At 48.2% G+C, this 26,927-nt stretch carries 30 protein-coding genes and 1 tRNA gene; 16 read left to right on the plus strand and 15 right to left on the minus strand.

Annotation, left to right across the window (positions count from 1 at the left end):
- Positions 1–44: 44 nt before the first annotated feature.
- The gene (gene tmk / locus GACE_RS05145) at positions 45–659 is read left to right on the plus strand and encodes a dTMP kinase (RefSeq protein WP_048093677.1); all 615 of its coding nucleotides are present in this window, start codon (positions 45–47) and stop codon (positions 657–659) included.
- Between the two features lie 5 nt (positions 660–664).
- Here the strand turns inward: tmk and GACE_RS05150 are convergent, their stop codons facing one another.
- Complete coding sequence (locus GACE_RS05150; protein WP_048093679.1) at positions 665–1,510, minus strand: CBS domain-containing protein; 846 nt, start codon at positions 1,508–1,510, stop codon at positions 665–667.
- A gap of 87 nt (positions 1,511–1,597) precedes the next feature.
- Positions 1,598–2,566, minus strand: a complete 969-nt coding sequence (locus GACE_RS05155) for a replication factor C small subunit (protein ID WP_048091752.1) — start codon at positions 2,564–2,566, stop codon at positions 1,598–1,600.
- Between the two features lie 116 nt (positions 2,567–2,682).
- On the opposite strand from GACE_RS05155, the gene pdo reads away from it, so the two are divergent.
- The 3 genes from pdo (at position 2,683) to GACE_RS05170 (ending at position 4,734) form a co-directional block, all read left to right on the plus strand.
- Complete coding sequence (gene pdo / locus GACE_RS05160) at positions 2,683–3,369, plus strand: protein disulfide oxidoreductase (protein WP_048091753.1); 687 nt, start codon at positions 2,683–2,685, stop codon at positions 3,367–3,369.
- A gap of 68 nt (positions 3,370–3,437) precedes the next feature.
- Positions 3,438–3,707, plus strand: coding sequence for a hypothetical protein (locus GACE_RS05165; protein WP_048091755.1), 270 nt, complete (start codon positions 3,438–3,440; stop codon positions 3,705–3,707).
- A gap of 52 nt (positions 3,708–3,759) precedes the next feature.
- The gene (locus GACE_RS05170) at positions 3,760–4,734 is read left to right on the plus strand and encodes an AbrB/MazE/SpoVT family DNA-binding domain-containing protein (RefSeq protein ID WP_048091757.1); all 975 of its coding nucleotides are present in this window, start codon (positions 3,760–3,762) and stop codon (positions 4,732–4,734) included.
- Positions 4,735–4,749: 15 nt separating this feature from the next.
- Here GACE_RS05170 and GACE_RS05175 read toward each other — a convergent pair whose 3' ends face one another.
- The 3 genes from GACE_RS05175 to GACE_RS05185 are packed head-to-tail and all read right to left on the minus strand — an operon-like array spanning position 4,750 to position 7,433.
- On the minus strand, positions 4,750–5,979 hold the full coding sequence (locus tag GACE_RS05175) for an ornithine cyclodeaminase (RefSeq protein ID WP_048091759.1): 1,230 nt from the start codon (positions 5,977–5,979) through the stop codon (positions 4,750–4,752).
- Positions 5,980–6,033: 54 nt separating this feature from the next.
- The gene (trxA, locus tag GACE_RS05180; RefSeq protein ID WP_048091761.1) at positions 6,034–6,444 is read right to left on the minus strand and encodes a thioredoxin; all 411 of its coding nucleotides are present in this window, start codon (positions 6,442–6,444) and stop codon (positions 6,034–6,036) included.
- 11 nt (positions 6,445–6,455) lie between these two features.
- The gene (locus GACE_RS05185; RefSeq protein WP_048091763.1) at positions 6,456–7,433 is read right to left on the minus strand and encodes a hypothetical protein; all 978 of its coding nucleotides are present in this window, start codon (positions 7,431–7,433) and stop codon (positions 6,456–6,458) included.
- 135 nt (positions 7,434–7,568) lie between these two features.
- Here GACE_RS05185 and GACE_RS05190 point away from each other — a divergent pair, with 135 nt between their 5' ends.
- Genes GACE_RS05190 through GACE_RS05200 form a run of 3 tightly spaced genes read left to right on the plus strand, consistent with a single transcriptional unit; the run spans position 7,569 to position 10,427 of the window.
- Positions 7,569–8,087 carry a GNAT family N-acetyltransferase gene (locus GACE_RS05190; RefSeq protein WP_048091765.1) on the plus strand — a complete coding sequence of 173 codons (519 nt, stop codon included), beginning with the start codon at positions 7,569–7,571 and terminating at the stop codon, positions 8,085–8,087.
- 49 nt (positions 8,088–8,136) lie between these two features.
- Positions 8,137–9,885 carry a chloride channel protein gene (locus tag GACE_RS05195; protein ID WP_048091767.1) on the plus strand — a complete coding sequence of 583 codons (1,749 nt, stop codon included), beginning with the start codon at positions 8,137–8,139 and terminating at the stop codon, positions 9,883–9,885.
- Positions 9,882–10,427, plus strand: a complete 546-nt coding sequence (locus GACE_RS05200; protein WP_048091769.1) for a UbiX family flavin prenyltransferase — start codon at positions 9,882–9,884, stop codon at positions 10,425–10,427. The genes GACE_RS05195 and GACE_RS05200 overlap by 4 nt, the downstream gene beginning before the upstream one ends.
- On the opposite strand, the gene GACE_RS05205 is transcribed toward GACE_RS05200, so the two are convergent.
- The 3 genes from GACE_RS05205 to asd form a co-directional block, all read right to left on the minus strand.
- Positions 10,409–11,647: a phosphoglycerate kinase gene (locus GACE_RS05205; RefSeq protein ID WP_048091770.1), complete on the minus strand. Its 1,239-nt coding sequence runs from the start codon at positions 11,645–11,647 to the stop codon at positions 10,409–10,411. The genes GACE_RS05200 and GACE_RS05205 overlap by 19 nt on opposite strands.
- A 77-nt stretch (positions 11,648–11,724) precedes the next feature.
- Complete coding sequence (gene albA / locus GACE_RS05210; protein ID WP_048093681.1) at positions 11,725–11,997, minus strand: DNA-binding protein Alba; 273 nt, start codon at positions 11,995–11,997, stop codon at positions 11,725–11,727.
- 40 nt (positions 11,998–12,037) lie between these two features.
- The gene (asd, locus tag GACE_RS05215) at positions 12,038–13,072 is read right to left on the minus strand and encodes an aspartate-semialdehyde dehydrogenase (RefSeq protein ID WP_048091771.1); all 1,035 of its coding nucleotides are present in this window, start codon (positions 13,070–13,072) and stop codon (positions 12,038–12,040) included.
- A 289-nt stretch (positions 13,073–13,361) separates the two neighbouring features.
- On the opposite strand from asd, the gene glmM reads away from it, so the two are divergent.
- Complete coding sequence (gene glmM / locus GACE_RS05220; RefSeq protein WP_048091772.1) at positions 13,362–14,702, plus strand: phosphoglucosamine mutase; 1,341 nt, start codon at positions 13,362–13,364, stop codon at positions 14,700–14,702.
- On the opposite strand, the gene GACE_RS05225 is transcribed toward glmM, so the two are convergent.
- Positions 14,691–15,056 (minus strand): response regulator, encoded by a 366-nt coding sequence (locus GACE_RS05225; protein WP_048093683.1) that lies wholly within the window; start codon positions 15,054–15,056, stop codon positions 14,691–14,693. The two genes, glmM and GACE_RS05225, sit on opposite strands and share 12 nt — an antisense overlap.
- A gap of 160 nt (positions 15,057–15,216) precedes the next feature.
- Between GACE_RS05225 and GACE_RS05230 the strand changes: the two genes are divergently transcribed.
- Complete coding sequence (locus tag GACE_RS05230; RefSeq protein WP_048093685.1) at positions 15,217–15,903, plus strand: metal-dependent hydrolase; 687 nt, start codon at positions 15,217–15,219, stop codon at positions 15,901–15,903.
- A gap of 48 nt (positions 15,904–15,951) precedes the next feature.
- Positions 15,952–16,638 carry a helix-turn-helix transcriptional regulator gene (locus GACE_RS05235; RefSeq protein ID WP_048091773.1) on the plus strand — a complete coding sequence of 229 codons (687 nt, stop codon included), beginning with the start codon at positions 15,952–15,954 and terminating at the stop codon, positions 16,636–16,638.
- Here the strand turns inward: GACE_RS05235 and GACE_RS05240 are convergent.
- A complete protein-coding gene (locus GACE_RS05240) occupies positions 16,619–17,737 on the minus strand; it encodes a M20 family metallopeptidase (protein WP_048091776.1) in 1,119 nt (372 codons plus the stop codon). The two genes, GACE_RS05235 and GACE_RS05240, sit on opposite strands and share 20 nt — an antisense overlap.
- Positions 17,724–18,032: a NifB/NifX family molybdenum-iron cluster-binding protein gene (locus tag GACE_RS05245; RefSeq protein ID WP_048091778.1), complete on the minus strand. Its 309-nt coding sequence runs from the start codon at positions 18,030–18,032 to the stop codon at positions 17,724–17,726. Before GACE_RS05245 ends, GACE_RS05240 begins: the two co-directional genes overlap by 14 nt.
- A gap of 121 nt (positions 18,033–18,153) precedes the next feature.
- On the opposite strand from GACE_RS05245, the gene GACE_RS05250 reads away from it, so the two are divergent.
- Positions 18,154–19,023: a DMT family transporter gene (locus tag GACE_RS05250; RefSeq protein ID WP_048091780.1), complete on the plus strand. Its 870-nt coding sequence runs from the start codon at positions 18,154–18,156 to the stop codon at positions 19,021–19,023.
- Positions 19,024–19,049: 26 nt separating this feature from the next.
- Here GACE_RS05250 and GACE_RS11215 read toward each other — a convergent pair whose 3' ends face one another.
- From GACE_RS11215 to GACE_RS05270, 3 genes are all read right to left on the minus strand, one after another.
- Entirely contained in the window at positions 19,050–20,075 is a 1,026-nt protein-coding gene (locus tag GACE_RS11215) for a Fic family protein (protein WP_052400229.1), read from the minus strand.
- Between the two features lie 290 nt (positions 20,076–20,365).
- A tRNA-Thr gene (locus GACE_RS05265) sits at positions 20,366–20,439 on the minus strand.
- 111 nt (positions 20,440–20,550) lie between these two features.
- The gene (locus tag GACE_RS05270) at positions 20,551–21,048 is read right to left on the minus strand and encodes a LeuD/DmdB family oxidoreductase small subunit (protein WP_048091783.1); all 498 of its coding nucleotides are present in this window, start codon (positions 21,046–21,048) and stop codon (positions 20,551–20,553) included.
- 104 nt (positions 21,049–21,152) lie between these two features.
- Here GACE_RS05270 and GACE_RS05275 point away from each other — a divergent pair, with 104 nt between their 5' ends.
- The 5 genes from GACE_RS05275 (at position 21,153) to GACE_RS05295 (ending at position 26,065) form a co-directional block, all read left to right on the plus strand.
- Complete coding sequence (locus tag GACE_RS05275; RefSeq protein ID WP_048091785.1) at positions 21,153–22,166, plus strand: adenylosuccinate synthetase; 1,014 nt, start codon at positions 21,153–21,155, stop codon at positions 22,164–22,166.
- 70 nt (positions 22,167–22,236) lie between these two features.
- Positions 22,237–22,425 carry a methytransferase partner Trm112 gene (locus GACE_RS05280; protein WP_048091787.1) on the plus strand — a complete coding sequence of 63 codons (189 nt, stop codon included), beginning with the start codon at positions 22,237–22,239 and terminating at the stop codon, positions 22,423–22,425.
- Positions 22,422–24,020 (plus strand): glutamine hydrolyzing CTP synthase, encoded by a 1,599-nt coding sequence (gene pyrG, locus GACE_RS05285; RefSeq protein WP_048091789.1) that lies wholly within the window; start codon positions 22,422–22,424, stop codon positions 24,018–24,020. Before GACE_RS05280 ends, pyrG begins: the two co-directional genes overlap by 4 nt.
- Positions 24,013–24,927, plus strand: coding sequence for a glutamine-hydrolyzing GMP synthase (gene guaA / locus GACE_RS05290; protein WP_048091792.1), 915 nt, complete (start codon positions 24,013–24,015; stop codon positions 24,925–24,927). Before pyrG ends, guaA begins: the two co-directional genes overlap by 8 nt.
- Entirely contained in the window at positions 24,920–26,065 is a 1,146-nt protein-coding gene (locus tag GACE_RS05295) for an aspartate aminotransferase family protein (RefSeq protein WP_048091794.1), read from the plus strand. The genes guaA and GACE_RS05295 overlap by 8 nt, the downstream gene beginning before the upstream one ends.
- On the opposite strand, the gene GACE_RS05300 is transcribed toward GACE_RS05295, so the two are convergent.
- Positions 26,062–26,877: an MBL fold metallo-hydrolase gene (locus GACE_RS05300; RefSeq protein ID WP_048091796.1), complete on the minus strand. Its 816-nt coding sequence runs from the start codon at positions 26,875–26,877 to the stop codon at positions 26,062–26,064. The two genes, GACE_RS05295 and GACE_RS05300, sit on opposite strands and share 4 nt — an antisense overlap.
- Positions 26,878–26,927: the final 50 nt, after the last annotated feature.

A 26,927-nucleotide genomic window follows, 5' to 3' on the forward strand; every position in this document is an offset into this window, starting at 1 on the left:
GGGTTGCAGGAAAACAGTTTTATTTTGGGAACAGATTCAGGAACATGGGTTTTCTCATTGCCGTTGAGGGAATAGATGGTGCAGGCAAAACCACAATCGCAAAACACATAAAGGAAATTCTTGAGGATTTCGGATTCAGAGCTGAGGTTCTCAAGGAACCGGGTGACAGTGTTTACGGAAAGATGATAAAAAACTCTGAGAGCAGATTTCCTCCAGAAAAGGAACTTGAACTGTTCATTCTCGACAGAATCGAGGACGTGAACAAAAACATACTTCCAAAGGTCAATGCAGGGATATGCGTTATCATGGACAGATATTACTACTCAAACGTGGCATATCAGGGTGCTCTCGGAATAGACCCGGAGGAAATCCTTAGAAAAAACGAGGAAATTGCACCAAAACCGGACCTCACCATACTGCTTGATGTCAGTCCAGACATTGCTCTTAAAAGAATTCAGAAAAGGCAGAAGATTACGCCTTTCGAGGAAGCAGAGTATCTTGAGAGGGTGAGAGAGCTGTATCTCAGCATAAAGTCTGAAGAAATCAGAGTGGTTGACGCAGGCCAGCCTCTGGATGATGTAAAAAGTGAAGTGTACCAGCTTGTGATGGAACTCATATCATCAAGGGGTTCGTTCTTTGAAATGGCAATGAGAAAATAAGGGAGTTATATTTCAACCTGCTCAAACACTCCCAGCAGGTCCTTGTCGGAAATCATTCCGACAAACCTTTCGTTGAAATCGAGAACCGGCAGGTAGTCCAGATCGTTACCGATCATCTCTTTTGCAACCTTTGATACGCTGGTTTGTGGATTCGCAAATACAGGCGTTTTCATGAACTTCTTTACAGGTTCCTTAGGGAGCTTCAGAACACTGACCTCAAAGTACTTGACCGAGTAATCCCTTATGCCCTCCCAGGCCCAGGTATCGTCGCTATCACTTGAAGATGCATACTCCCTCGATTCTATGAAGTCCTCAATCAGAGACTCGGTGAGCAGAATTTTTTCATCTACAATACCAACAACCCTCGCGTCGCTGTCGAGTACAGGGCACGCCTCCGCATTGGCAATCCTCATCATTTCTCCAGCGACATTCAGAGGGGTCTCTTCCCAGACAGACGTTGTTGAGTTCCTTATGTATTCCTTGATCGGTATCTCCACATTCTTTTCGGCCAGAACCTTGACAATATCTCTGACCGTGATGATTCCGACAAGCTCGTCACCATCGACCACCGGCAACCTCCGGAAATGTGTGGTATTCAGGATGCGTATAACCTCCTTAACATCAACATCAGGTGAGATGTATGTCGGATCAGGAGTCATTAACAGAGCAAGCTGATCCTCATCTATTTTTCTCAGGATGTCCTTCCGTGTAACAATTCCGGCAAGCTTTCCGTCCTTGAGCACAGGTACGGCTGAAATACCGTATTTTTTAAAGAGTTCGAGGACACTTTCCCTTGTTGAGGGCAGTTCTTCATAGATCACATCCGGGTTCATAATTTCCTTCGCCTTCATGACAGTTATTGCTGGAGTTGCATCATCAATATATATTTTACTCAAAAAATGGTTGTTCGAATCTGAATAACGGAAATGAAATTAAAATCAACCCTGCTTTGCTCTCTTCTTACCAACCAGGGTTAAAAACGCCAGAAATGAGTTGAGCTGGATTCTCTCGTGTGCTCCTTCCGTCAGTCTGAAATCGATCTCACCAAGCTTTTCCACGAGAACAACCTTCAGGGACTCGTCAAAGCCTGAAGAGATTATTTCCCTGTACATCTGGGAGACTATGTCCTCACCACTCATCCCGTATTCGATCATTAGCCTGTCAAGGTAATCCCTTGCAGAAAGAAAGTCACCCTTTAAAGCGGTCTCAATAAGATTTTTCAGCTCTTCCGGTCGTGCTGTAGCGGTTATCTGGTAAATCAGATCAGCTGTAACCCTTTCACCCAGCGCCGAAGCTCCCTGCAGAGCGTTAATCGCCTTTCTGAAATCCCCTCCAGATACGTAGATCAACGCCTCAATGGCCTCATCATCGATGTCTATTCTCTCCTCCTCACATATCTCGAGTAACCGTTTCCTCATTGCCTCAGTGGGAACCGGCCTGAACTTGAAGACTGCACACCTGCTCTGGATGGGCTCGATAATCCTGCTGATGTAGTTGCAGCTGAGGATAAACCTGCATGTTTTTGAGTACATCTCCATTGTTCTTCTGAGGGCAGCCTGAGCGTCAGCTGTTAAGGCATCCGCCTCATCCAGAAATATGATTTTGAATGGAGCCGAAATCGGTGCGGTTCTTGCGAATTCCTTTATCTTGTGCCTGACAACATCAATTCCTCTTTCATCACTCGCATTCATCTCGATGAAGTTGTCCTGCCACACATCACCGAAAAGGTCTCTCGCAAGGGCTATGGACGTTGCCGTTTTTCCTGTGCCCGGAGGGCCTGCGAAAAGCAGATGCGGAATGTTTTTCTTGTGAACATAACCCTTAAGACGCTGAATCACCTCATCCTGACCGACAACTTCATCGAGGGTCTTCGGCCTGTATTTCTCAACCCAGATTATCGTGTCCATCACAGATTCAAACAGCGAACGAATATTAAAAACCTTCTGAGTCAATTATGCACCGGCCCACAAAAGCGGCAGGGTATTATATTTCCAATTCGAATTTCGAAATAGGGTGATACACAATGGGATTGCTGAAAAATGAAGATAAGGAATATCTGAAAAGGGAGTTTGAAAACGCCCTGAAAAACGATGTCAGGCTGATTCTGTTCTCCAGTGAGGATGAACACTGCATATACTGCAAAGAGACCAGACAGCTCCTTGAGGAAGTATCAGCGCTATCGGATAAGATACTGCTGGAGGTCCATGACATAAAAAGCGAGGATGCAAAGACGATGGGTGTCGAGCACACACCAACAATCGTCATAACAGACAGTGACAGCAGGCTGGGGTCGAGGATAAAGTTCATCGGGATTCCGTCGGGATATGAGTTCACAACGCTCATCAAGGACATCATGTTCATCTCGTCCGGTGAACTTGAGGTGTCTCCGGAAACAAGGGAGGCGCTGAAGGACGTAAACAGCAAACTTCTGATTGAGGTTTACGTAACCCCGAGCTGCCCGTACTGTCCAAAAGCCGTGCTCGTGGCTCACCAGTTTGCGATGATAAGTGAAAACATAGAGGGTGTTATGATTGAAAGCCTCGAATTTCCATCGCTGGCTGACAGATGGAGCGTTATGGGTGTACCGCACACGGTCATCAGAAACCTCGATAAGGGCAATGTTGTTCAGTTCGTTGGTGCATATCCAGAAACGCATGTTATCAACTTCGTGAAGGATGCGGATGAGGGCAAGGATGTCGACATGAGATAAACCCCACTTTACTTTTCTTTTCATGGCCCCAACAAGTATTTAAATAACCTTCCGACAAAACACATTCAATGGATGAGTTTGAAGAAATAATTGAGATAGAAATTGACGAAGAGGAGTTTGAAACTGAAGATGATGCCAGGCTTGCAGAAATTTACAAGCTTGCGGTAAAGCTCGTGGAGCATCTCGAAAGGCTGAAAAGCCAGGAGCTGAAGGAAGCAACGTCCCTGATGATAATCAGGGAAATTCTCTCGGACGACAGAATTCTGCTCGGCCTTGTAACCAAGATGATTCAGGATCTGTCCCTTGGCTATGAGGACGACCCTACGTATTCTTCCTGAAAATTTTTGTGCCAACGGTAAAATATTTTAACCTCTTTATATGCATATTAATGTGGAAGTGCGCAAACTTCAGCTCATTGGCGGATCAAGTTTCATGGTTAGCCTGCCGAAGAACTGGATTAAGAAAAACAATCTCGACCAGGGCGACGACATAATTCTCGACATTGATGAGGATGTAATCAAAATAATGCCAAAAAAGTATTCTGAGGAGAGCAAGGTTGTAAAGGCCATTATTGAGAAGCTGCCCGCTTATGATGAGAGATTTTTGAGGCGCTTCATCATCGCGCTGTACATACAGGGGCTGGACGAAATAGAGATCAGGGACAAGATGCTCTCCCCCAAGCTCGTGAGCAGGATCAGCGGGATCGTGCATGAGATAATAGGATTTGAGGTAATTGATGCTCAGGAAAATTCGATTGTGCTCAGGAGTCTGACCACAGCAGAATTTGACATAATAGGTGTGCTTAAAAGAATGTCCCAGATCGTTCTCGGCATAATAGACAGCATAATAGACAGCATCAATATCGATGACAGGGAGGGTCTGAAAGAGATCCAGAAGCTCGAGGAGGACAGCGACAGACTGTACATGCTGGCCGTCAGACTTGAAAACAGGGTTATAAGGGACCTGATGTCCCCGTCAAAGTGGAGCGAGACAAGAAATATACTCGGAATGAGAATTGTGGCCAAGACCCTTGAGGAGATATCCGATTCACTGTATGATTTCTCTGATGCCCTTTACTCGCTCGACAACTTTTCAGAAGATTCGAAACAGTATCTCGAGATCCTCTCAAGAATTGAGGACGTGTTCAGGAAGGTCATGGACTCGTACATGAAATCGAGCACCGAAGCGGCGAATGACGCCATTGACATTGCCGATGGAATAGAGAACGACCTGCTTGCAAGCATCAAAGAGGGCAGGGAAAACCCGACAATAATGTATCCGCTCATAGACATATCCAGGCGGATCAAGAGCATTGGAGAAATAGCCATCAACAAATCAGTGAGGGAGCTAATAATAACGAAATAATAAAGTAATCAAATTTCAACCCTCTTTTTCCAGCTCCTTTATGTTCTCATACAGCTCAGGTAAGAACAGCCCAACGTCGGTTACGATTCCGATGGCCTGATGACTTCCTCTGTCAACCAGCTTTGTAACAGTGGATGGATTTGAATCCACACAGATGGTTTTCACAACCGAGGGAAGGAGATTTCCAACCGCTATGCTGTGAAGCATCGATGCCAGCATTATCACCATATTCACACCCTTGAGAGCGTTCTTCATGGCCTTCTTTGCCTCCATTGTATCGGTTATAACCTCAGGTAAAGGTCCGTCATCCCTTATCGAACCAGCAAGAATGAAGGGGACGTTGTTTCTGACACATTCATACATTATGCCATCCCTTACAATGCCCTTCTCAACAGCCTGCTTTATACCTCCTGCAGCAATGATTTTGCTGATGGTGTGAATGTGATGCCTGTTTCCACCGGGCACGGGCCTTCCCGTCCTTATGTCCATTCCGAGAGACGTGCCGAATATGGAAATCTCCATATCATGAACAGCAAGAGCGTTTCCGGAGAGCAGGACGTCAACATACCCGTCCCTGATCATTCCGGCCAGAGCATCCCTCGCACCCGTGTGATCCACCGCAGGCCCTGCAACAACAGCTATTTTACCTCCGTTCCTCTTCAAATTAACGATTTCATTCGCTATCGCCTTTATCACGTTTGGAGTTGGTCTTTCAGTCGAGACGTGCCCGCCCATGAACTCAAATGTTGTCGACTTTCTCGGTCTCTCTGGAGGGATTATCTTGACACCCTTCTCGCCAACCAGAACGAGGTCTCCTCGCTTTATCTCATTGAGGAACCTGCAGCAAGCACTTTTTCTTTCAGGATCCACAACAATGACTCTGTCCATTCCAATGTCCTCCACCTCAATCCATTCGCCGTTCAGCCTTACGAAGGTGGGATTGTTTGTGGTTACGTAGAATCCATCGGGAAGCACCCTGTCATCGGGGGCCTCAGCAAATTCGGCATCCTCAGCATCGGCAACCCTCGCACCGAGTTTGTGAAGTTCCTTCAGAAGCTCATCCAGATGGTTCTCATCCCTCCCAAAAACGATGAGCCTGGCGTAGCTGGTATCCTCTTTCCTTTTTCCAATCCTGAATTCTGTTATCTCAAATTCACCGTCAAGGTCGAGAATCAGGTCAAGAACCTTTGGCAGTATGTTGGAATCTATAAGATGGCCCTCAAATTCAACCTCTCTTGCTATCATCAGGCAGAGTTTGATGGAGAATACAAAAACATTTTTGTTAAAAATTTGGAAAGTTCAGACGTTTCTATCCACCCATCTCTTCAGCTCGGCTTTCGGAAGTGCTCCAACAACCTTGTCAACAGGTCTGCCATCCTTGAAGAAGATCAGAGTCGGAATTCCTGTGATCCCATACCTGCTGGCGATCATCGGATTCTCGTCGGTGTTCAGCTTTGCAAATACAACCCTGCCGGCATACTCCTTCGCCAGCTGTTCGACAATCGGAGATATCATTCTGCACGGCATGCACCACTCCGCCCAGAAATCAACCACAACATTGGCATATTTTTTCAGAATCTCATCAAAATTTGATGCATCCACCTTTATCGGGTGATCAACAGCATTCTGAACAGGCTGATCGTCCTTATCACCGATCTTTTGCATGAGTTCCATCATTCTCTTCTGCCGGATTTTCTCAATCTCGTCCATAAGGCTAAATCTCAGCCACATACATTAAAAATTTTTGCTGGATTGAAATCTTCATCAACCACGATTATTCCCATATCCGATGCACATCTGTAAAAATCCTCCAGCTCAACGTTCAGCCAGAGTTTCACATCCTCAAAGAAGGACTTTCTGATAGCTCTGAAAGACCTGCCGGTTCTCTTTATCTTCTCAGAGTTTCGCACAATCTCCTTTCTAAGCCTCCATCTGGCAATTTTTCTGCTCTGAACGGATAAGATTGCCTCCTCAACACTCGTCCCATCTATCACGGCTCTCAGCACAATTTCGGCGATGTGGTTTATTCTGTCCGGAACGCCTATCACATCACCCCTGAGAAGTATCTTCCTCCTCTCAACAGAATATCCTTTTTCCATGAGTCTTTCATATATCAGCGCTGTGGTGCCCCTCTTGTTACCGGTTTTGTCAACAATTCCCCCTATGATGTAGCAGTCCGCTTTTTCCCCACCAAACTCTTCATCTGCACCTGGATCGAGCAGTATTACCCTCTCCGGTCTGATTTGGTCAAGAAAATCCTCAACAGAAGGGTAATGCTGTGCGGAAGTGCCTGTATCCATTCCCGCCACAACATACCTCTCATCCCACATGAATTCCCTCACCACTCTCAAGGTCCAGTTAACCTGCTTTTTGAGGCTCCTCAGCTCCTTCTCGCTGTGCATTCCGGCAAGAGAGCAATCAACAACCAGATATGGAAAATCTCCCAGTCTGTCCTCTATCTCCTCCCTGCTAATCCCCTCACGGCTCTTCCAAGCAACATACCTGCAGGCATCGACCCTGTTCCCATCAAGATCAAAAGAGAACCTTCCCTGACCCTCAAAAATTCTAAACTTTCCCGAAACAAAATTTCTGGCAATGTATGCAATCGGGTCTTCACCCAGCACCTTTCTGGAGTTTGTTGATATGCATTCTATCCCCCTGCTCCTCAGGAACTCCACGAACAGATGCTTTAACCTCACGGGAGTTGCTGAAATGCTCGGCTATAAAATAATTTCAGGAGCGGGAGAAGGTGTGGTTTATATATCTGTTTTGTAATAACACTATTAATAATTTCGAGTAAATAATAAATACTTCTGCTGCGTAAATTAATGCAAATGATGTCTTCAGAAGTGAAAAGGCAGTTCCTGGAATTCAAGCCAGTTACTTTCAGGGACAGGAAAGGGGACGAGGTCACCATCAGACAGTACCACCATGAAGAGGACAGGGAAAGGCTGATCAGCATGTACGAGAGCTTTTCCCCGGACAACAGATGTCTCGGACTCCCGCCGTCTACGAGAATAGCCATTGAGAACTGGATAGACTACCTTGCAGAAAATGGATTCGCAATTGTTGCGGAGCTTGGAGGAAAGCTGATCGGACACTGTGTTATTGTCCCAACAGCAGACTGGAAAAAGGTGGACCTGTCAATATTCGTCCACCAGGACTACCAGGACAGAGGGATAGGGCAGGCCCTCCTCGGGCAGATAATAGACTACGCAAAGAGAATGGGTTTCGACGGAATAATGCTTGTAACGGAGAGGGACAACCACAGGGCCGTCCACGTCTACAAGAAATTCGGATTCAGAATAGTCAATCCGGAGCATGAGTTCGACATGTACCTCCAGCTCAGGTGAAAGGAAAAATGAAAAAATTTTTACACAACACCCCACATAAGGCCCAAACGTGAGAATATCCTACTCAAAAGGTCATTTCCTGTTTCTCGTCGTTCTCACGGGGATCGTGTCAGGATTGGGAGCCATTGCGCTGTATCTGTTAATAGACATGACCAACGCATTCTTCGTAGGGTCTCTCGGCAACCTTACACTCCCTACACCGGCAGGCGAACCCGAAATGTTTTCGTTCAGCTTTTCCGGCATCAGAATCCCGTATTACATCCTTCCGGCCATTGGAGGTCTGCTGAGCGGATACATCGTTTACACCTTTGCACCGGAAGCAGAGGGTCACGGGACTGATGCGGTGATAAAAGCGTTCCACAGAGAGAGGGGTGTGATCAGGGCAAGAGTTCCATTTGTCAAGGCACTGGCAACTGCATTCACCATAGGCACAGGAGGGAGCGCAGGAAGGGAAGGGCCCATCGCGCAGATAGGCGCCGGTTTTGGCTCAGTACTTTCCACATTTTTCGACCTAAGCGACAGGGAAAGGAGAATCCTGCTGATCTCCGGTGTTGCGGGAGGTATAGGTGCAATTTTCAGATCTCCCCTTGGAGGGGCGCTTTTTGCCGTTGAAGTGCTTTACAGGAGGGATACCGAAACAGAGGGTCTGATATATGCATTTCTCTCTTCGATAATTTCCTACACCGTGTTCGTTGGCTTTCTGTACTCAATGAGGCATTCGATGCCAACAAGCATCTTTGCCACGCCCTCCTTTGCACTTACAGGCTTTGAAGAAGTTCCGTTTTTCGCACTGACCGGCCTTCTTTCCGCCATTGTGGGTATAGTCTACATCAAGACCTTTTACTCCGTTCACAACATATTCAAAAATCTGAAAATGAAAAGCTGGATGAAGCCTGTGGCTGGAGGCCTGCTCACCGGAGCGATAATCTACCTCATTCCTCCGGCCATGGGCATGAGCTACGGCTACGTTCAGCTCGCAATAGACGGAAAACTGACGGTGATCATGGCGCTCTCACTTCTTTTTGGAAAAATACTCGCCACCTCGTTTACCGTGGGCAGCGGAGGAAGTGGAGGTGTCTTCGCCCCATCGATAGTAATCGGCAGCATGGTGGGTGCACTGACGGGTTTCCTCGCCCAGTCCATACTGCCGGACTGTTCCCTTCCCATAGGAGCCTTCGTACTTGTGGGAATGGGCGCATTCATCTCCGCCATCGCAAAGACGCCTATAGCAAGCATCATAATGGTTCTCGAAATGAGTGGGGGATATGAGCTTCTTCCGGCAATAATGACTGCCTCGGCCATTTCATACCTGCTCTCAGGAAACTACAGCATTTACAGCGAGCAGGTTGATACGAGAGCCGACAGTCCGGCCCACAGAAGGGAAATGATTAAGGACGTTCTGGAGAACCTCACCGTGAGGGAGGCCATGAGTTCAGAAAACCTGATAACCGTTTCGCCGAACAATTCCGTCGATGATGTGCTGCAGCTTATACAGCTCACAGGCCATCTGGGGTTCCCGGTTGTCGATGAGGGAAAGCTCATAGGCGTTATAACGCTCAGCGATATCAACAGGGTTTCCGATGAGATGAAGAAGAACATAAAGGTGGAGGACATCATGACCCGCAACCCCCTCGCAGTTAAGCCTGATGAGAACCTTGAAAAAGCCCTCAAGCTTTTAATCGCAAAGGACATCGGAAGGCTGATGGTTGTGGACGATGCGGGCAGGCTGCTGGGAATAATAACCAGGAGTGACATAATGAAGGCACATGCAAAGGAGCTGACGAGGCTGGGGTTATGAGATTCATAGTTGCAATGACAGGTGCATCAGGCCAGATTTTTGGAGTCAGGCTTCTCGAAATTTTAAGGGACCATGCCGAAATCCATCTTGTGATCTCCTCTGCTGCGAGAATCACGGCAGAACATGAGCTTGAAGTTTCCCTGAGCCAGATTGAGAAACTGGCCGATTTCGTGTATTCTGAAGACGACATAGCCGCAGGGATTGCAAGTGGATCCTTCAGGCACGACGGCATGGCAATCGTACCCTGCAGCATCAAAACGCTTTCATCAATTGCCTACGGGATGGCGGACAACCTCATAACGAGGGCCGCAGATGTAACCCTGAAGGAGAGGAGAAAACTCGTTCTGGCAGTTAGAGAAACCCCACTCCACATAAATCACCTGAGGGCAATGGTGAGGGTTACGGAGGCGGGAGGAATAGTCATGCCCCCCGTACCGGCATTCTACATCAGGCCGGAAAAAATAGAGGACATTGTTGACCATTTTGCTTCGAGGGTTGCGGAGATTCTCGGTGTGCAGGTAGATTACAGACGGTGGGATTGACTCCACTTCTCATTCCAGTACTTTCTGATGGTTTCCAGAGCGACCAGCTTTTCCCCGCTCAGGAACCTTATGCTCGCCCCACCTCCCGTGGAGATGTGGCTCACCTTGTCCTCAAGTCCCGCAAGTCTTGCCGCAGATGAAATGTGTCCTCCACCCACCACTGAAAATCCAGCCCTTGATACTGCTCTGAGAATCTCAAACGTCCCGTAGGCAAATTCCTCTTCTTCAAAAACTCCGGCGGGGCCATTTATCACGGCAATGTCATAGCTCTCAATTTCCTTTGAAAACATCTCCACCGTCTCTCTCCCAATATCCTTTATGGGCGGTTTGTCATCCATCCTGAAGAATTCCTCCACGGAAATATCAACCCTCTCCCCACCGATTTCACAGCCAAAATCCACGGGAAGGACTATCCTGTCCTCATAGCTCTTCAGCAGCTTCTTCATTTCCGAGTCGTCAATGCCCTCTTTGTTATCCTCCACGATCCTGATGTTTTTCTCTCCGAGGTCGTATCCCATGAGCATGAGGAAGTAATTTGCAACAACACCTGTGAGATAGACCCTTTCAGCAATCCCCTTCTCAAGAACGTTTTTCATGACGTTAACGGAATCGCTTATTTTCGCTCCGCCGAGGACGAAAGCCTTCTCACCCTCACTGCCGAGCGCATTCGATAAGGCTCTGACCTCCTTCTCCACCAGCCTGCCTATTACAGAGGGCAGAACGACGGGAAATCCCACAAGACTCGCATGACCTCTGTGGGATGCAGAAAAAGCATCATTGACATAGAAATCAAAATACCTGTAGAGTTTTGATACAATATACGAGCTGGCATGCTCTTCGGGTGTTTTTTTCAGCTCCTCCTCGGAGTAAAACCTGACATTCTCAAGCAGGAGTATATCGCCGGCATCCATTTCCAGAATCCTCTTTACAGCGCATTCCGAAAAGACCTCATCAACGTACTCTACTTCCCGGTTAAGCAGCCTTGAAAAGATTTCAGCGTGTTTTTTAAGCGTTGTGAAATCCTTCTTTCCGGGTCTCGACTGATGGGCCAGCAGAACAACCCTGCAATCCTCAAGCTCTCTTATCGTGGGAACATGGGCTCTAAATCTTGTCGTGTCCAGAATTTCTCCCTCGACGATGGGTGCGTTGATATCAACCCTAACGAGGACGCTCCTGCCTGAATAATCAATGTCATCCAGAGTCGGATACTCCTCAATCATCAATCAGAAATCCCGGCCTGAAGTTAAAAACTTTTTGAAAAGCAGAATTGGGCAAAAAGAAGATAAAATAAATGGAATTAGTCCTTCTTACCGAGAACAATCTCAATAGCAGAGACGTTTGCCTCGCCCTGCTCGCTCTCAACCTTCTCGGTTGAGATCTTGATATCCTTAACCTCAACATCGGGAAGGAATCTCTTCCTGACGATCTCTGCAACATCGACAGCCCTGCTGATTGCTCTTCCCCTTGCCTTAACAACGACTTCCTTTGCACCGCCGTTGAACTGGGTCAGAACTGCCAGAACATAGTTCATTACAGGCTTGTTTCCTACAAACACAGCGTTTTCTGCCATTCCCATCTACCTCCTTGTTTTTATCCCGAAAAACCTACCACTATATTAACTTTTCTTTTACCATCAACTCAGCATTCAGTATGCTCGCTCCAGCAGCACCCCTGACAGTGTTGTGTCCGAGAACAAGATATTTGATCCCGCTGTCACCATCCTTCCTCACCCTGCCGACAACGACGCTCATGCCGTTTCCTGCATCCCTGTCAAGTCTCGGCTGAGGTCTGTCAGGTTCATCCCTCACCACGATAACCTCTTCCGGAGACGTGGGCAATCCTTCAATAGGCTTAAAGCCTTTGAACGCCTCTATAACTTCTTCTACTTCAATAGTTCTGCCAAACTCGGCAAAAACTGCCTCAAGGTGCCCGTCTATGACCGGAACCCTGTGACATGAGGCTGAAACACTTATGCTGGCAAAATCGATACCGCTGCCCGTAAACTTTCCAAGCAGTTTGAGCGGTTCGGTCTCAACCTTGTCCTCCTCACCCCTGATGAAGGGCAGAACGTTATCGATAACTGACATAGACGGCACTCCGGGATAACCGGCCCCGCTAAGCGCCTGCATCGTGGCAACGTTTACCTTAGCAAGCCCGAGGTCCACAAGCGGTTTCAGTGTCAGAACAAGCATGATGGTCGTGCAGTTGGGATTCGTTACAATGAACCCGTCCCAGCCCCTGTTCCTTTTCTGCACTTCAATCAGGCCGAGATGCTCGGCATTTACCTCAGGAATAACCAGAGGAACGTCCTCCTCCATTCTGAAGGCAGAAGCGTTGCTCGCTACAGCAAAACCCTCCTGAACGAATTTGGGTTCCACCTCTCTCGCAATATTTGCGGGGAGTGCGGAAAAAACGATGTCAGCATCAACATTCCTGGGATCCATTGGCAGCATTTCCATATCCCTTACGTTTTCAGGCACATCTGAGGAGACGAGCCACTCCACCTCGTCTCCGTAAGCCTTCCCGACCCTCCTCTCACTCGCCATCAGTGCTGAAATCTCAAACCAGGGATGGTTTTCGAGGAGCTGAATGAACTTCTGCCCGACCATTCCGGTCGCTCCGAGCACGGCAACTTTGTATTTCATACGCCAAGGAAAGCCGGGCAATATTAAAACTTTAAGATTATGAAAGGGACGCAACCATCAGAAGACTATATATACTTCGCTGAACAGAGATAATCTGCCCGCCGGCCATGCGTCCCCTGAGAGGATGATGGGGATTCCACAGAGCGGGCAACACTCCTTTTTTGAGCCATTAGTTTAATTGCCGGCGAAAATTGAGGAAGAACCAGCCCATCAAGATTGTGATGGGAGAAAGTTGAAAAGCTGCCGTATTTTCCGAACAGATTATATATTCCCTGATTCAATTAAAAATATGGAGCGCTCTCTTTTCGGCACGAACGGTGTCAGGGGTATTGCAAATGAAGAGCTTACGGCAGAACTCGCTCTTGATCTCGGAAGAACGATAGCATCTCTGAGAGAGGGCATTATCGCCGTGGGCATGGATGCAAGGATCTCATCCCCAATGCTGAAGTCAGCTGTTCTCGCAGGGATAATGTCTGCCGGAGGTGACGCTGTTGACGTCGGGGTGGCTCCAACACCCTCTCTTCAGTATTACGTGAAAAGCACGGATGCCAAAGCGGGAGTTATCGTTACCGCAAGTCACAACCCGCGAGAATACAACGGAATCAAATTCGTAAGTGGGGATGGAACGGAGTTCAGCAGAGAGGAAGATGCTGAAGCAGAAAGAGTGCTTCTGAGCAAGAAGTTCAGAAGAGCCGCCTGGAACGAGGTGGGTAGTGTTTTTTCAGACGACGCAAACAGGATTTACGTTGCCGGCATACTGAACAGGGTGAATACCGATATCATCGCCGAAAGGGAGTACAGGGTTGTCATAGACTGCGGAAACGGTGCCGCATCATTTACAAGCCCGGAAATTGCAAGAAGGCTGAACTGCAGAACATACACCATCAACTGCTACCCGGACGGCAGATTCCCCGCAAGGGCATCAGAGCCGGTAGAAGAAAACGTGTCCGAGCTTAAGGATGTTGTTAAAGCAGTGAAGGCCGACCTCGGGGTTGCACACGATGGTGATGCTGACAGGGCCACGTTTGTCGATGAGAAGGGAAACTTCGTCAGCGAGGACGTCATGCTGGCCCTGATGGCGAAATACTATGTTGAAATGCACAACGGTGGGGTCGTGGTTACGCCTGTAAGCACATCGAGATGCGTCGAGGATGCAGTTAGAGAGGCGGGAGGAGAGGTGATATACACTGCTGTCGGTTCACCCGTTGTTGCAAAGGTGATGAAGGAGAAAAACGCCGTGTTTGGCGGAGAAGGGAACGGAGGGCTTATTTTCCCTGAGCATCTGCTTGCAAGAGATGGAGGGATGAGCCTTGCAAAGGTTCTCGAGCTGATGGCGGAGGAGAACAAACCGCTGTCGGAGCTCGTAAAGGACATACCGCACTACGTTACCCTGAAAACAAAGGTCGAGTGCAGGGATAAGAAAAGGCTGCTTGAAGGTCTGAGAGCGGAGTTTGAAGATGCCAATTTCACCGACGGTGCAAGGATAGATTTCGAGGACGGGTGGCTGCTGATCAGACCATCTGGCACGGAGCCGATAGCAAGGATTTTCGCCGAGGCGAAGGACGAAAAGAAGGCAAAGGAGCTGCTTGAGGCAGGAATTGAGAAGGTGAAGAAAATACTAACAGACTGAGGTGTACCTTTCAAGAATTTGAAATATCTTTTTTTTGGTGAATGGTTTGTCAATTATGTCGAGCGCCCCCGCCTCAATCAGATGTTTGCCCTTTGACCTCGAATAGGCAGTAACACCGATTATTTTGGCATTTGGATCGAGCTTTTTGATTTCCTTCGTTGCAGTTATACCGTCAATGACAGGAAGCTCAATATCCATCAAAACCAGGTCTGGCTTTGCAAACCTGTAGAGGTCAATGGCCTCCTGACCGTTCTTTGCCACGAGAATCTGGCAGTTACCCTTTGAAAGCATCACTTTGAGAACCTCAAGAACCGCATCGTCATCCTCAACGATCATGACCTTTTTCCTTGTCATTCGTCCACCTCTTATTATCATTATGGTGAGAACTAAATAAATTTTTTTGGTAATTAACGAAGGTGTGCCACCAGCGAGCCCCGGTCAGTTGTGCAGGAGTAAAGCATAATAAGTCCCTGTTGAATATCATTCAAAGGCACAAATTCAGGAGGTGGTGCTGTTGAAAATAACCTGGTACGGGCATGCCTGTTTCATGCTTGAGGGTAGCAGGAAGGTGCTGATAGACCCATTCCTAACCGGAAACCCGCTTGCCCCTGTGAAGCCAAATGAGGTGAACGCAGACATAATCCTGGTAACCCACGGTCATGGGGACCACCTGGGAGATGCCGTTGAGATCGCCAGAAACAATGACTGTCCGGTGGTTGGAATCCATGAGCTTTCAAGGATACTCTCCGCCAAGGGCGTGGAGGCTGTGGGTATGAACATCGGCGGAACCGCAAAACTTTCCGGAGTAGCTGCCACGATGGTCAAGGCATTCCACTCCGCAGATGTTGAGGAGGATGGGGAGCTTATACCTGCCGGCGATCCCGCAGGGTTTGTGGTCGAGATGGACGGTCAGAAGGTTTACCACTGTGGAGACACGGATGTTTTCATGGACATGCAGCTCATCGGCGAGCTTTATGAGCCAGAGGTTATGCTTGTGCCGATCGGCGGATGGTACACGATGGGGATAAGAGAGGCCGTCAAAGCTGTTGAGCTTGTCAAGCCCAGATACGCCATACCCATGCACTACAACACGTTTCCGGTCATAGAGACCGATCCCGAAGTGTTCAAAAAGACCGTTGAAGACAGGATTGAGGGTGTTAGCGTAGTGGTGCTGAAACCGGGAGAGAGCTTTGAGTTTTAACTCATTCTTTTGAAAATTTTTTATAATACGATCCAGCAAAAGACTCTTGTGAAGAAAATCCTGGTGATCCTTGCACTGCTGCTGATCACATCAACAGCAAGCGGAGCTAAAATACAGGGGACTGTCTTCTCATGGGAGACCTTTGAACCCCTGAAAAACGTAATAATCACGATAAACACCACACCCCAGCAGAGAATCGTCAGTGAGGACGGCAATTACATGTTCGAGGTCTCACCGGGAATCTATTCAATCGAAGTTTACCACTATGACGACATAACACTGTATGCCAACGAAACTGTCGTTGTGGAGCAAAACGGGACATACAGGATAGATATCCTTGCATACCCGCTGGTTGAAGAGCTGGACAGAAACATGAGCGAGGAGTTAAATCTTGAATTCAATGTGGAAGATGGCAGGATTCAATCAAATTCTGGCTATTACTGGATTGGCGGGGTGCTGCTGATTGCTGTGCTGTTTGCCGGAGCATACGTGCTCAAAAGGAGAGCCTCTGAGGAAGTGCATGAGCTGGTCCCGCAGGAAAGTCTGCCAGAAGACCTCGGCGAAATCGTGGAAATAATCAGGCAGGCCGGAGGGAGAATTACCCAGAAAGAGCTGAAGAAAAAAACGGGTTACAGTGATGCGAAAATCAGCCTGATGCTTGCAGACCTTGAACGCAGGGGTATCGTGGAGAAAGTCAAAAAAGGCAGAGGGAACATTATTTTCCTGAAGGATTAGCGATGTTTCTGTATATTCTCGATGCGGTGTACAGCTCGTCGATATACACAAACTCGCCATCAGAGTGGAGATTTTCACCCCTCGGACCGAGATAAAACGCTGGAATGCCCCTATTTCTCACGTGCCTGATGTCTCCAACACCAAGAGTTACAACTGCCCTGGGAACCATCCCCTCCTGTCTGATCGCACTGCTTATCATGTTTACAAGCTGTCTGTCAAGGTCGGGGTTTACTCCATCGAGCATGTATCCGAAGGGCCTGAGGAAGCCCGTTACAAAAAAGTCCGTGCCTTCATACTGAAATTCATCTCTAAGCCTGCTCACGTCAATCCATGGAGCCACCCTGATATCTGCATCAATTTCACATCGATCTGGAACGACGTTTCGCTTTATACCTGCCCTCACAACAGAGGGGTTGAAAACCGCATCTCCACTACCTCTGAACTCCACTTCAAGGCCGATTCTGGAAATTTCGTCAAAAAACTTTTCCCTGTTTCCTCTGATCTTTTCGAACCGGTCTACTGTTTCGGTTATGATTTCCGATGCTCTGTAAACGGCACCCTTCTTAACATCAGCCATTGCAGTGTGTCCACTCTCTCCGTGAACCACGATTTTTAGAGCAACCACTGCAGCCTGAGCTATGCCGATTCTGTCAGAGCCGAAAGGTTCGCCAACGATTACGAAGTCAGGCTCTTCGTGTTTCATCACCTCTCCCAGGCCAAGCTTCCCTCCGATCTCCTCGTCGGCTGTAAAGGCCAGTTTAACTCCAGATTCGGGCTCATGACCCAGAAATGCAGAGATTATTGAAGCAACACATCCCTTCGCATCGCAGCTTCCCCGTCCGTAGACCCTTCCATCCTCAACGACTGGCTTTAAGAGCGAGTCATCCGAAGGAACGGTGTCCAGATGAGACGTGAACAGGAATTCGGGGTCTCCTTTCGATACCTCAACCACAATGTTGAGCTTCCCATCCTTACCGTAAATCCTCGTGCTGTAACTCGAAAAAAGGTTTTGAAGGTATTCCACAGCCCCCTCTGTATTGCCGGGTGGGTTTCGAGTGTCAATCTCTATCAGGTCCTTCAGAATCTCAACTGTGTCCATGCAGTAGTTTCTCGATATCCATCTCTTTAACAGTTTCTATTTTTATGCCCGCCTCTCCCAGATTTCTGCGCATCCCCTCCCCAACGTGGAGCGCATAAACCACCTCAACACCCTCTCTCGTGAGAAGATTTGCAAGCTCGTGTTTTCCCCTGTGTTTCTCATGCCTGCCTGCATGCCCCCTGTGAGGGTTTTCAGCCAGCTTTGCATTCTTTCCATCGGTGATGTAGATATACCTCGCCCTTCCAAAGTGGGCAGAAATCCTCTTCCCGTCATCAGTTGGTATTGCCACAATCATGTGAATATATATTCAAAATGATGTTAAGTAGCTTTCGGAGTCAGGTGATACAATTCAAAACTGGAAGGTCGTGCCACTCTGTATCCCGCAAAATTGAAAAACGCAGGCAACACCTTTCCCGGTGAATTCAGAGAGAAAGTACGTGCTGGCCCTGCTCGGAACTGCTGTGGTCTGGGCTGCCTCATTCATCTTCGTCAAGATAAGTCTCGGAGAGGTTGGTCCATTCAACCTCGCACTTTACAGGTTCCTGATCGCAGCTCCGGTGCTTTACATGATACTGAAGATGTCAGGCAGGATCGTCCCTGTCTCAAAGCAGGATCTTCCGGGACTGGTTTTCCTCGCCCTGACTGGCGTTACACTGCTTTACGCCGTGCAGTTTCTCGCTCTCGTTTACACAACCGCAACCAACTCGTCCATCCTGATCAACACGTCCGCAATATTTGTTTCAGTTCTCTCGTTTACCGTTGGAGAGAAACTCACGGGCAGGAAGTTCGTTGCGCTGATCCTTGCATTTGCAGGCGTTGTGCTTACGGCATCAAAGGGCAATCTGGAATTCCTGCATGCAGAAACCCTGAAGGGAGACCTGCTGATGATTTTCGACGGATTTCTGTGGGCATTGTACACCCTCGGAGGGAAGAGGCTGCTTGAGAGATACAACCCGGAAACCCTCACGGTCTATGCATTCGCCATAGGGGCAGTTCTGCTCCTGCCCTTTGCGTATGTTGAGGGCATTGCCAGTCCGGCCACATTTTCCACGATGACCTGGATATCCATCGCATTCCTGGCTCTGCTCTGCTCGGTTTTTGGCTATGTTGTGTGGTATTCAGCCCTCTCGGTCATGGAGGCAACGAAGGTTGCGGTCTTCGTGTATCTGATACCCCTCTTCACAGCGGTAATGGCGTATTTCGCCCTCGGAGAGGACATCGGGCTGTTCACCGTTCTTGGTGGAATTCTCATAGTTCTGGGAGTTTATCTTGTTGAGAGGTCTTAGTTTGATTGAGAAATTAAAAAGAAAAGTTAGCCCTTAAGCTTCAACTTCATGAATTGCTTGAGCAATTCATCCATCTCTGGAAAAGCCTCAATCTCTCCCTTCCTGATTTTGCCATAAATTTCGTTCAAAATTGTTCTGTGCTGGTTGATGTAAACACCATACATGAAATCGATTATCGGCTGGTAATTCTCCTTATTTCCCTCTGCCACGGCATCCAGATAACCCTCCCTGTTTTCCAAGCCGAGGTAGAGGGTTGGATAACCATTTCTCTCCAGCACGAAGTTCATCAACGCCCTGGCAACCCTGCCGTTACCATCCACGAAGGGATGTATGGTTACGAACTTCGTGTGAAGCAGTACGGCAAGCTCAAATGGGTGCATTGACCGTCTGTTTTTTCTATACCACTCCACAAGCTCCCTCATGAGCTCTGGAACTTCAAAAGCTGGTGGAGGTTCATGCTCTGCTTTCTCTATCAGAACCTGAATTTTCCTGTATTCTCCAGGAGATTCGAGCAAATTTTCCATGATTATAGAGTGCATCTTTTTAATGAGTCTCTCGGATACGTCCCCCTCATATTCTTCCAAGAACCCCCTCAGCTTCCTGAAGTTCAAAATCTCATAAACCTCTCTGACTGACTTGCCAGCAGGCGTTATGTCGTGCTCGAGCAACTCTTCAGCCTGCCTGAGGGTTATTGTGTTGCCTTCAATTGCTGTCGTTCCCTGCACATATCTTGCGAAAACAGATTGCTCGTATCTCTTCAGCTCGTCTGGATAGTGTTCTCCAAAGAGCCCGTAGCTGTAGTGAAGAGCCTCTAAACTGAGTGCTTTTCTATCATCGAGATACGAACGTTTCTTTTTCAGCCAGAAGTCCGTGAAGGTCTTTAACCTTAATAACTGGAATTCGCCCAGTTTTCTGATGAACTGCTCTGAGGTTATTTTTTCCAGTCTGCCAACGTATATGGTGACAGGCAGGTTTTTATCGTTAACCTTCACCCTATCTTTGATATAGACATATTTATATCCTTTAATGGTCTTAATGTCTAGTTTTACCATGCTGTGTGATATGGCAAAAATAGATTAAAAATGTTTGGAGTTGGGTTAACCTCCTGCAAGCTCCCAACCCGTAAGTGCTTTCGCAATATCACCTCAGAGAGTTTCATCCAGATTCAGTGCCGTTTTTCTCCCCTCAGCATTCTGATTGCAGGAGTTTGTACACCATTCAGAAAACCGCACCAATCTCCTCTGCATGGATTTCAAACACTTCCTGACCTTGCTGGACATCCCGATCAGGAGAATGACGTTGTCTATGACCTGTTTTGCCGACGAAACAGAAAAAGAACCAGAGCCGCCGGCGGGATTCGAACCCGCGGCCTGGTGATTACGAGTCACCCGCTCTGACCAGCTGAGCTACGGCGGCACGCTCACATCCTGGGGCGTATTCTGCTGTTGCAGATCGCACAGTATATACCATCAGGGGTATTTAAAAAATACGCCTGATTGTTGCAGATAGGACATCTCATCTCACCCATCATACTATGATATCACCGTATTTCCTGACATAATCCACGAGCCCCCCTTCGTCCAGAATCCGTATCATGATTTCCGGAAGTGGTTTGGCCTGAATTTCAGTACCCTTTGTCAGGTTTCTGATAACACCTGTCGAGAGATCAATCTCAAGCTCGTCCTCCGAGTCAATCTGGTCAGTATCGGCAATCAGCACAGGGAGACCAACATTTATGGCATTCCTGTAAAATATTCTCGCAAAGGATTTGGCAATTACTGCAGAAATTCCCGCAATTTTGATTGCGAGAGGAGCATGTTCCCTGCTGCTGCCCATTCCAAAATTCTTTCCGGCAACTATAAAGTCTCCAGGCTTCATCTTTGCCGGAAATTCAGGATCAGCATCCTCCATAACATGCTTGGCAAGCTCCGGCATGTTGCTCCTCAAATGATAGTACCGGCCGGGAGTGATGTGATCAGTCGAAATATCATCTCCGAACTTCCAGGCTCGCCCTCTTAATTTCATTGACCCAACGTCATGGACGCTTTTTTTAAAGATTTTGATAAGTTCATTATGACTATGTCAAATTTTAAATAATATGCCTGCGAAAAAAGGGAGGGTGGAATTCAATGTCTGCTACAATTGTCGTTGGTGGATTCTGGGGTGACGAAGGAAAGGGAAAGATAATAGCGCACATTGCACACTCAGATAAGCCGAAAATAATTGCAAGAGGCGGCGTAGGGCCAAATGCAGGGCATACAGTGGAATTCGATGGAAAGTCGTTCGGTATCCGAATGATTCCTTCTGGCTTCGTTTACGGTGATGCGAAGCTCCTGATCGGAGCGGGAGTTCTCGTCAATCCAGAAGTTTTTCTGAACGAGGTTAAAATGCTTAATGTAGAGGAGCGGGCAAGGATCGATTACAGGTGTGCAATCATCGAGCCAAAGCACATTGAATCCGACAAAAGCTCGGAACACCTTGCAGGCAAAATAGGAAGTACAGGAAGCGGATGTGGTCCGGCAAACGCAGACAGGGTTATGAGGGTCGCCAGGCTTGCGAAGGACGTTGTGGAACTCCAGCCATTCCTTACCGATGTCCCCCTCGAGGTAAATGAGACGATTGACAGCGGAGAGTTCGTCCTGATAGAGGGTTCACAGGGTTTTGCGCTCAGCCTTTACTACGGAACCTACCCCTACGTAACATCCAAGGACGTTTCGGCATCATCAATCGCTGCAGACGTTGGAGTTGGACCAACGAAAATAGACGATGTGATTGTCGTTTTCAAAACATTCCCGACGAGGGTCGGTTCAGGTCCATTCCCCACAGAGATGAGCCAGGAAGAGGCAGAAAGCCTTGGGATAGTTGAGTACGGAACAGTCACGGGAAGGAGAAGAAGGGTCGGCTGGTGGGACCCGGAGCTTGCGAGATACTCGGCCATGATCAACGGAGCGACGCAGATAGCCATAACCGGAATTGACAGGCTCGACAAGGAGTGCTATGGAGTGACAGAGTGGGGAAAACTTACGCCAAAGGCAAAGGAGTTTGTTGAAAGGGTTGAGGATGACACGGGCGTTCCGGTTACACTCATTTCAACCGGCCCATCTCTCGAACAGATAATCGATCTGAGAGATGAAAGACTCTAATTGCCTTTTTTAATCCCCATTATTTCAGCATCAAAAACTTAATATTTTGCGGTGTGAGAGGTGGAGCGTTATGAGGAGGAAACTTCTTGAAATTCTCGCATGCCCTGTTTGCAAAGGAGATCTTGACGTGGAAGTTGAGGAGGAGAACGAGGGAGAAATACTCTGGGGACGATTGATCTGCAAGTCCTGTGGGGCTGAATATCCGATTGAGGATGGAATACCAAATATGCTTCCACCGGAACTGAGGGAGACGGTATGAAGTTCATAGTTGTTACTGGAGGAGTGATGAGCGGTCTCGGAAAGGGTATCACAGCAGCGAGCATAGGCAGAATTCTCGTGGACATGGGTTACAGGGTCGTGCCAATAAAAATTGACCCGTACATAAACATCGACGCCGGAACCATGAACCCGTTCCAGCACGGCGAGGTTTACGTGCTCAAGGATGGGACAGAAGTCGATCTCGACCTCGGACACTATGAGAGATTCATAGGTATGGAGCTCACCGGAAAGCACAACATCACGACAGGAAAGATATACCGGAACGTTATTGAGAAAGAGAGAAAGGGCGAATATCTCGGTCAGACCGTTCAGATCATACCCCACGTTACCGACGAGATCAAGCGATGGATAAGGAGTGTTGCAGAAGAGAAAAACGCAGATATCTGTCTCATCGAGGTTGGTGGAACGGTTGGAGATATCGAGAGCATGCCGTTTCTTGAAGCAATAAGACAGATGCACAACGAAGAGAAAGAGGAGGATTTTCTGCTCGTCCATGTAACCCTCGTTCCACTCGACAGCGGTGGTGAGCAGAAAACCAAACCAACACAGCACAGCGTGAAGGAGCTGAGGAGCCTTGGACTGCATCCCGATGTCATCGTAGGGAGGTGTGAGGAGGAGCTTACTGAAAGCACAAAGAGAAAAATTTCGCTCTTCTGTGATGTTCCCGTTGAAGCTGTAATAAGCGCGAAAAACGCAGACGACATTTATGAGGTTCCACTGCTTTTCAAACAGGAAAAGCTCGACAGATACATTGCCGAAAAACTTAGGCTGGATCGGGCCAAAAGCGAGGAAAGGTGGGAAGAGTTCGTTTCAAAGCTTAAAAACGCAGGTGAAAACGTCACAATCGCCATTGTCGGCAAATACATGGATGTTAGAGATGCATACATAAGCATAAGAGAGGCCCTCAAGATAGCCGGTGTTTACAGCGGAACGAAGGTAAGCTATCTGTGGATCGACAGCGAGGACTTTGAGGATTTTGGGGAGATCGAGATAGAGGCGGACGGAATACTTGTACCGGGTGGATTCGGTTCAAGGGGTGTTGAGGGCAAGATAATGGCAATCAAATACGCCAGAGAGAACAACATACCCTTCCTCGGCATCTGTCTCGGATTTCAGCTATCCGTCATAGAATTCACCAGAAACGTTCTCGGGTATGATGGGGCGAACAGCACGGAGTTTGATGAAAACACACCCCACCCGGTTATAGACCTGCTACCGGAGCAGAAGGAGATCGACGAACTTGGAGGGACGATGAGGCTGGGGGACATAGAAATAACTCTCAAAGAGAATACGATTGCCTACAGCCTCTATCAGACCGAAAAAATCCTGGAGAGGCACAGGCACAGGTATGAGGTCAATCCGGAATACATAGGCGAGCTTGAGAAAAACGGGCTTGTTTTTTCCGGGTATTCAGATGGTGGAAGGAGGATGGAAATTCTGGAGATTCCGGAAAAAAGATTCTTCCTCGCTACCCAGTTCCATCCGGAGTTCAAGGCCAAGCCATTTGCCCCATCACCACCATTTGTCGGGTTTGTTAAGGCTGCGCTGGAATACAGGAGGGAAATGAATGGTTAAAGCTGAAAGATTTGTGGAAAAAGCAATTCAGGAGATTAAGGAACAGGTTGGTGACGGAAAGGCAATCATAGCGTTATCGGGAGGTGTTGACAGTTCCGTTTGCGCTGTTCTGGCATACAGAGCCATTGGAGATAAGCTGATACCCGTTTTTGTTGATACGGGGCTTATGAGAGCTGGCGAACCAGAGAGGGTGAAGGAAATTTTTGGGTACATGAATCTCAAATTCGTGGATGCGAGAGAAGAGTTCTTCAGTGCCCTGAAAGGCGTTGTTGATCCTGAGGAAAAGAGGAAGGTTATAGGAGAGCTTTTTGTCAGGGTATTTGAGAAGGTTGCGGAGGAGGAAAAGGCCGACTACCTCATTCAGGGGACTATATATCCGGACATAATAGAAAGTCAGGGCGGTATAAAGAGCCATCACAATGTCGGCGGTTTCCCCACACACTACACGTTCAAGGGTGTCATCGAGCCTCTGAGAGAGCTGTACAAGGATGAGGTCAGAGAGGTGGCGAGGTACATCGGACTGCCGGAAGAGATCTCGGAGAGGATGCCATTCCCCGGACCGGGGCTGGCCGTGAGAGTGCTCGGAGAGGTTACTCCGGAAAAGGTTGAAGTAGTCAGAAAGGCGAACAGAATTGTCGAGGAGGAGCTTAAGGACATTCCAAAGTGGCAGGCGTTCGCAGCAGTCATAGGAAGAGCCACAGGTGTCAAGGGCGATGAGAGAGTTTACGGCTATATAGTCTCCATAAGAGCGGTTGAGAGCAGGGATGCCATGACGGCAGAACCCCTCAGGCTCGATTACGAGATTCTCAGAAAGATCATGAGAAGGATAACCGAAGAGATCCCCGAGGTTGTTAGAGTTGTGTATGACATAACTCCAAAACCACCCGCCACGATCGAGTATGAGTGAGATTATCGAAAGGGAAAGGAAGGTATTCATCCAGTTTTTCAACAGATATCCCATCGTAATCGAGAGAGCGAAGGGATGCTGGATTTTCGATGAACACGGACGAAAGTACCTTGACCTCATAGCCGGAATTGCCTGCGTTTCGGTCGGCCATTCCAACGAATACGTGATTGAAAGGATAAGAGAGCAGGCTGAAAAGCTCATCCACGTTTCAAACCTGTTTTACACAAAGCCCCAGATCGAGCTTGCGGAAAAACTTGTGGAGATAAGCGGAATGGACAGATTCTTTTTCACGAATTCAGGAACCGAGAGTGTTGAGGCTGCCTTAAAAATAGCCAGAAGGGTCACGGGCAGAAGGAAGTTTGTCTCGTTCACGGGCGACTTCCACGGCAGAAGCATGGGTGCGCTGTCAGTAACATGGAAGGAAAAGTTCAGGGAGCCGTTCATGCCTCTGATAGAGCCGGTAAGCTTTGCAGAATTCAACTCGACCGAAAGTCTGGAAAATGTGGTGGATGGAGAAACCGCGGCGGTCATCCTGGAGCCGGTTCAGGGCGAGGCGGGAGTTTATCCCGCAAGAAAAGAATTCATAAAAAGGCTGTTTGAGCTTAAAGAGGAACATGGCTTCCTCGTAATCTTCGACGAGGTGCAGACCGGTTTTGGCAGAACCGGGGAGTGGTTTGCCAAGGACATCTACGGCTTCAGGCCAGACATCATGACCCTCGCAAAGGCCATGGGCAACGGGTTCCCCATCGGGGCGGTTGCCGTAAGCGAGGAGGTGCATTCCGGAATCCAGAAGGGGGATCACGGGTCAACATTCGGCGGGAATCCGCTCGCATGCTCGGCTTCACTCGCAACCATAGAGTACATTGAACAGAACAACCTCCTGGAGAATTCCAGAAAAATGGGGGAGCTGTTCATGAAGGGGCTTGAGGGTCTTGACTTCGTTCAGGATGTGAGGGGATTCGGACTGATGGTGGGTCTGACCGTAAGCGATGCGAAGGAATTTTCCCAGTTCGCCATGAGCAGGGGTGTGCTTGTAAACGCAACATCCGATAAGGATGTCAGAGTAATCCCGCCACTGACAATAAGCAGAGAGGAAGTTGATCTCGCCCTGTCGGCTTTCGAAGAGTTTGCCCGTTAATCTCTGCCCTCCAATTTTTTCACATGCTTGATGACCATGTTCCTCTCGAAGTAGTTGAGGATGTTTTTCCAGGCCGGTTTCTTACCACCGTAAATGGGAGAGTGTTCGACAATCATGTCAATGCTGTAACCCCTGCCCAGAAGTTCTGAGATTACCTCTTCCCTTCTGTCGAAATGCTCAAGAAATTCCATCAGGAGGGTTTCTATGCTCTCCCTGCCCCTGACAGGTTTACGGTGGGACGGGACGATTACCGTGAAATCGTAGTCAAAAAGAGACTCGATGCTCCTCCTGAACAGCTCCGGATCGCTCTCAGGGTTTCCATACCAGGGGCCAAATGGTGTCAGGTCTATGTCTGCCGAGAACAGAATTCTGCCATCAATCAGGAACAGGTGCATGTCCACCGTGTGTCCTTCAGTCTTTATCAGCTCAACTTCGTGGTCTTTCGTGCTGAAATCGTGGCCTTCATCATACAGAGCACCGCTGAAGTCCCTCAGGCCGGCCATGTTTTTTGCAAAATCAATCCACTCATCCGCAACTTCAGGAGCGAACCTTCTGGCAAGTTCCTCCACCGTTGTGGCCGGATGCGGAGTGTAAACCCTTTTCCCGTACTTTTCAGCAAGCCATGCCCCGGATGCGTGGTCGGGATGGGTGTGGGTGAGAACAAGCCTGTCGAATTTGCCAAGAATGGCCTCAAGCCTGTCCTCTCCGCAGCTTGAATCGATCAGAAGGCTATCGACAAGCAGACAGTTGCAGTAGGGAAACCGGCCCCCATTCCGACCCTCAATGAGGTGAACACCATCTGCAAGCTTCACATGGTCTGTCTAAAAAATCGGAATAAATACATTATTTCGCCTGAGGTTCA

It is taken from the genome of Geoglobus acetivorans (assembly GCF_000789255.1).
In the GTDB taxonomy this organism is placed as follows: Archaea; Halobacteriota; Archaeoglobi; order Archaeoglobales; family Archaeoglobaceae; genus Geoglobus; species Geoglobus acetivorans_B.

Bases quoted from the DNA above. Each gene is read 5' to 3' on its own strand.
- tmk (WP_048093677.1), top strand. From the start codon at position 45: ATGGGTTTTCTCATTGCCGTTGAGGGAATAGATGGTGCAGGCAAAACC.
- GACE_RS05150 (WP_048093679.1), bottom strand. From the start codon at position 1,510: ATGAAGGCGAAGGAAATTATGAACCCGGATGTGATCTATGAAGAACTG.
- GACE_RS05155 (WP_048091752.1), bottom strand. From the start codon at position 2,566: ATGGACACGATAATCTGGGTTGAGAAATACAGGCCGAAGACCCTCGAT.
- pdo (WP_048091753.1), top strand. From the start codon at position 2,683: ATGGGATTGCTGAAAAATGAAGATAAGGAATATCTGAAAAGGGAGTTT.
- GACE_RS05165 (WP_048091755.1), top strand. From the start codon at position 3,438: ATGGATGAGTTTGAAGAAATAATTGAGATAGAAATTGACGAAGAGGAG.
- GACE_RS05175 (WP_048091759.1), bottom strand. From the start codon at position 5,979: ATGATAGCAAGAGAGGTTGAATTTGAGGGCCATCTTATAGATTCCAAC.
- trxA (WP_048091761.1), bottom strand. From the start codon at position 6,444: ATGGACGAGATTGAGAAAATCCGGCAGAAGAGAATGATGGAACTCATG.
- GACE_RS05190 (WP_048091765.1), top strand. From the start codon at position 7,569: ATGATGTCTTCAGAAGTGAAAAGGCAGTTCCTGGAATTCAAGCCAGTT.
- GACE_RS05200 (WP_048091769.1), top strand. From the start codon at position 9,882: ATGAGATTCATAGTTGCAATGACAGGTGCATCAGGCCAGATTTTTGGA.
- GACE_RS05205 (WP_048091770.1), bottom strand. From the start codon at position 11,647: ATGATTGAGGAGTATCCGACTCTGGATGACATTGATTATTCAGGCAGG.
- albA (WP_048093681.1), bottom strand. From the start codon at position 11,997: ATGGCAGAAAACGCTGTGTTTGTAGGAAACAAGCCTGTAATGAACTAT.
- asd (WP_048091771.1), bottom strand. From the start codon at position 13,072: ATGAAATACAAAGTTGCCGTGCTCGGAGCGACCGGAATGGTCGGGCAG.
- glmM (WP_048091772.1), top strand. From the start codon at position 13,362: ATGGAGCGCTCTCTTTTCGGCACGAACGGTGTCAGGGGTATTGCAAAT.
- GACE_RS05225 (WP_048093683.1), bottom strand. From the start codon at position 15,056: ATGACAAGGAAAAAGGTCATGATCGTTGAGGATGACGATGCGGTTCTT.
- GACE_RS05240 (WP_048091776.1), bottom strand. From the start codon at position 17,737: ATGGACACAGTTGAGATTCTGAAGGACCTGATAGAGATTGACACTCGA.
- GACE_RS05245 (WP_048091778.1), bottom strand. From the start codon at position 18,032: ATGATTGTGGCAATACCAACTGATGACGGGAAGAGGATTTCTGCCCAC.
- GACE_RS11215 (WP_052400229.1), bottom strand. From the start codon at position 20,075: ATGGTAAAACTAGACATTAAGACCATTAAAGGATATAAATATGTCTAT.
- GACE_RS05270 (WP_048091783.1), bottom strand. From the start codon at position 21,048: ATGAAATTAAGAGGGCGAGCCTGGAAGTTCGGAGATGATATTTCGACT.
- GACE_RS05275 (WP_048091785.1), top strand. From the start codon at position 21,153: ATGTCTGCTACAATTGTCGTTGGTGGATTCTGGGGTGACGAAGGAAAG.
- GACE_RS05280 (WP_048091787.1), top strand. From the start codon at position 22,237: ATGAGGAGGAAACTTCTTGAAATTCTCGCATGCCCTGTTTGCAAAGGA.
- pyrG (WP_048091789.1), top strand. From the start codon at position 22,422: ATGAAGTTCATAGTTGTTACTGGAGGAGTGATGAGCGGTCTCGGAAAG.
- guaA (WP_048091792.1), top strand. From the start codon at position 24,013: ATGGTTAAAGCTGAAAGATTTGTGGAAAAAGCAATTCAGGAGATTAAG.
- GACE_RS05295 (WP_048091794.1), top strand. From the start codon at position 24,920: ATGAGTGAGATTATCGAAAGGGAAAGGAAGGTATTCATCCAGTTTTTC.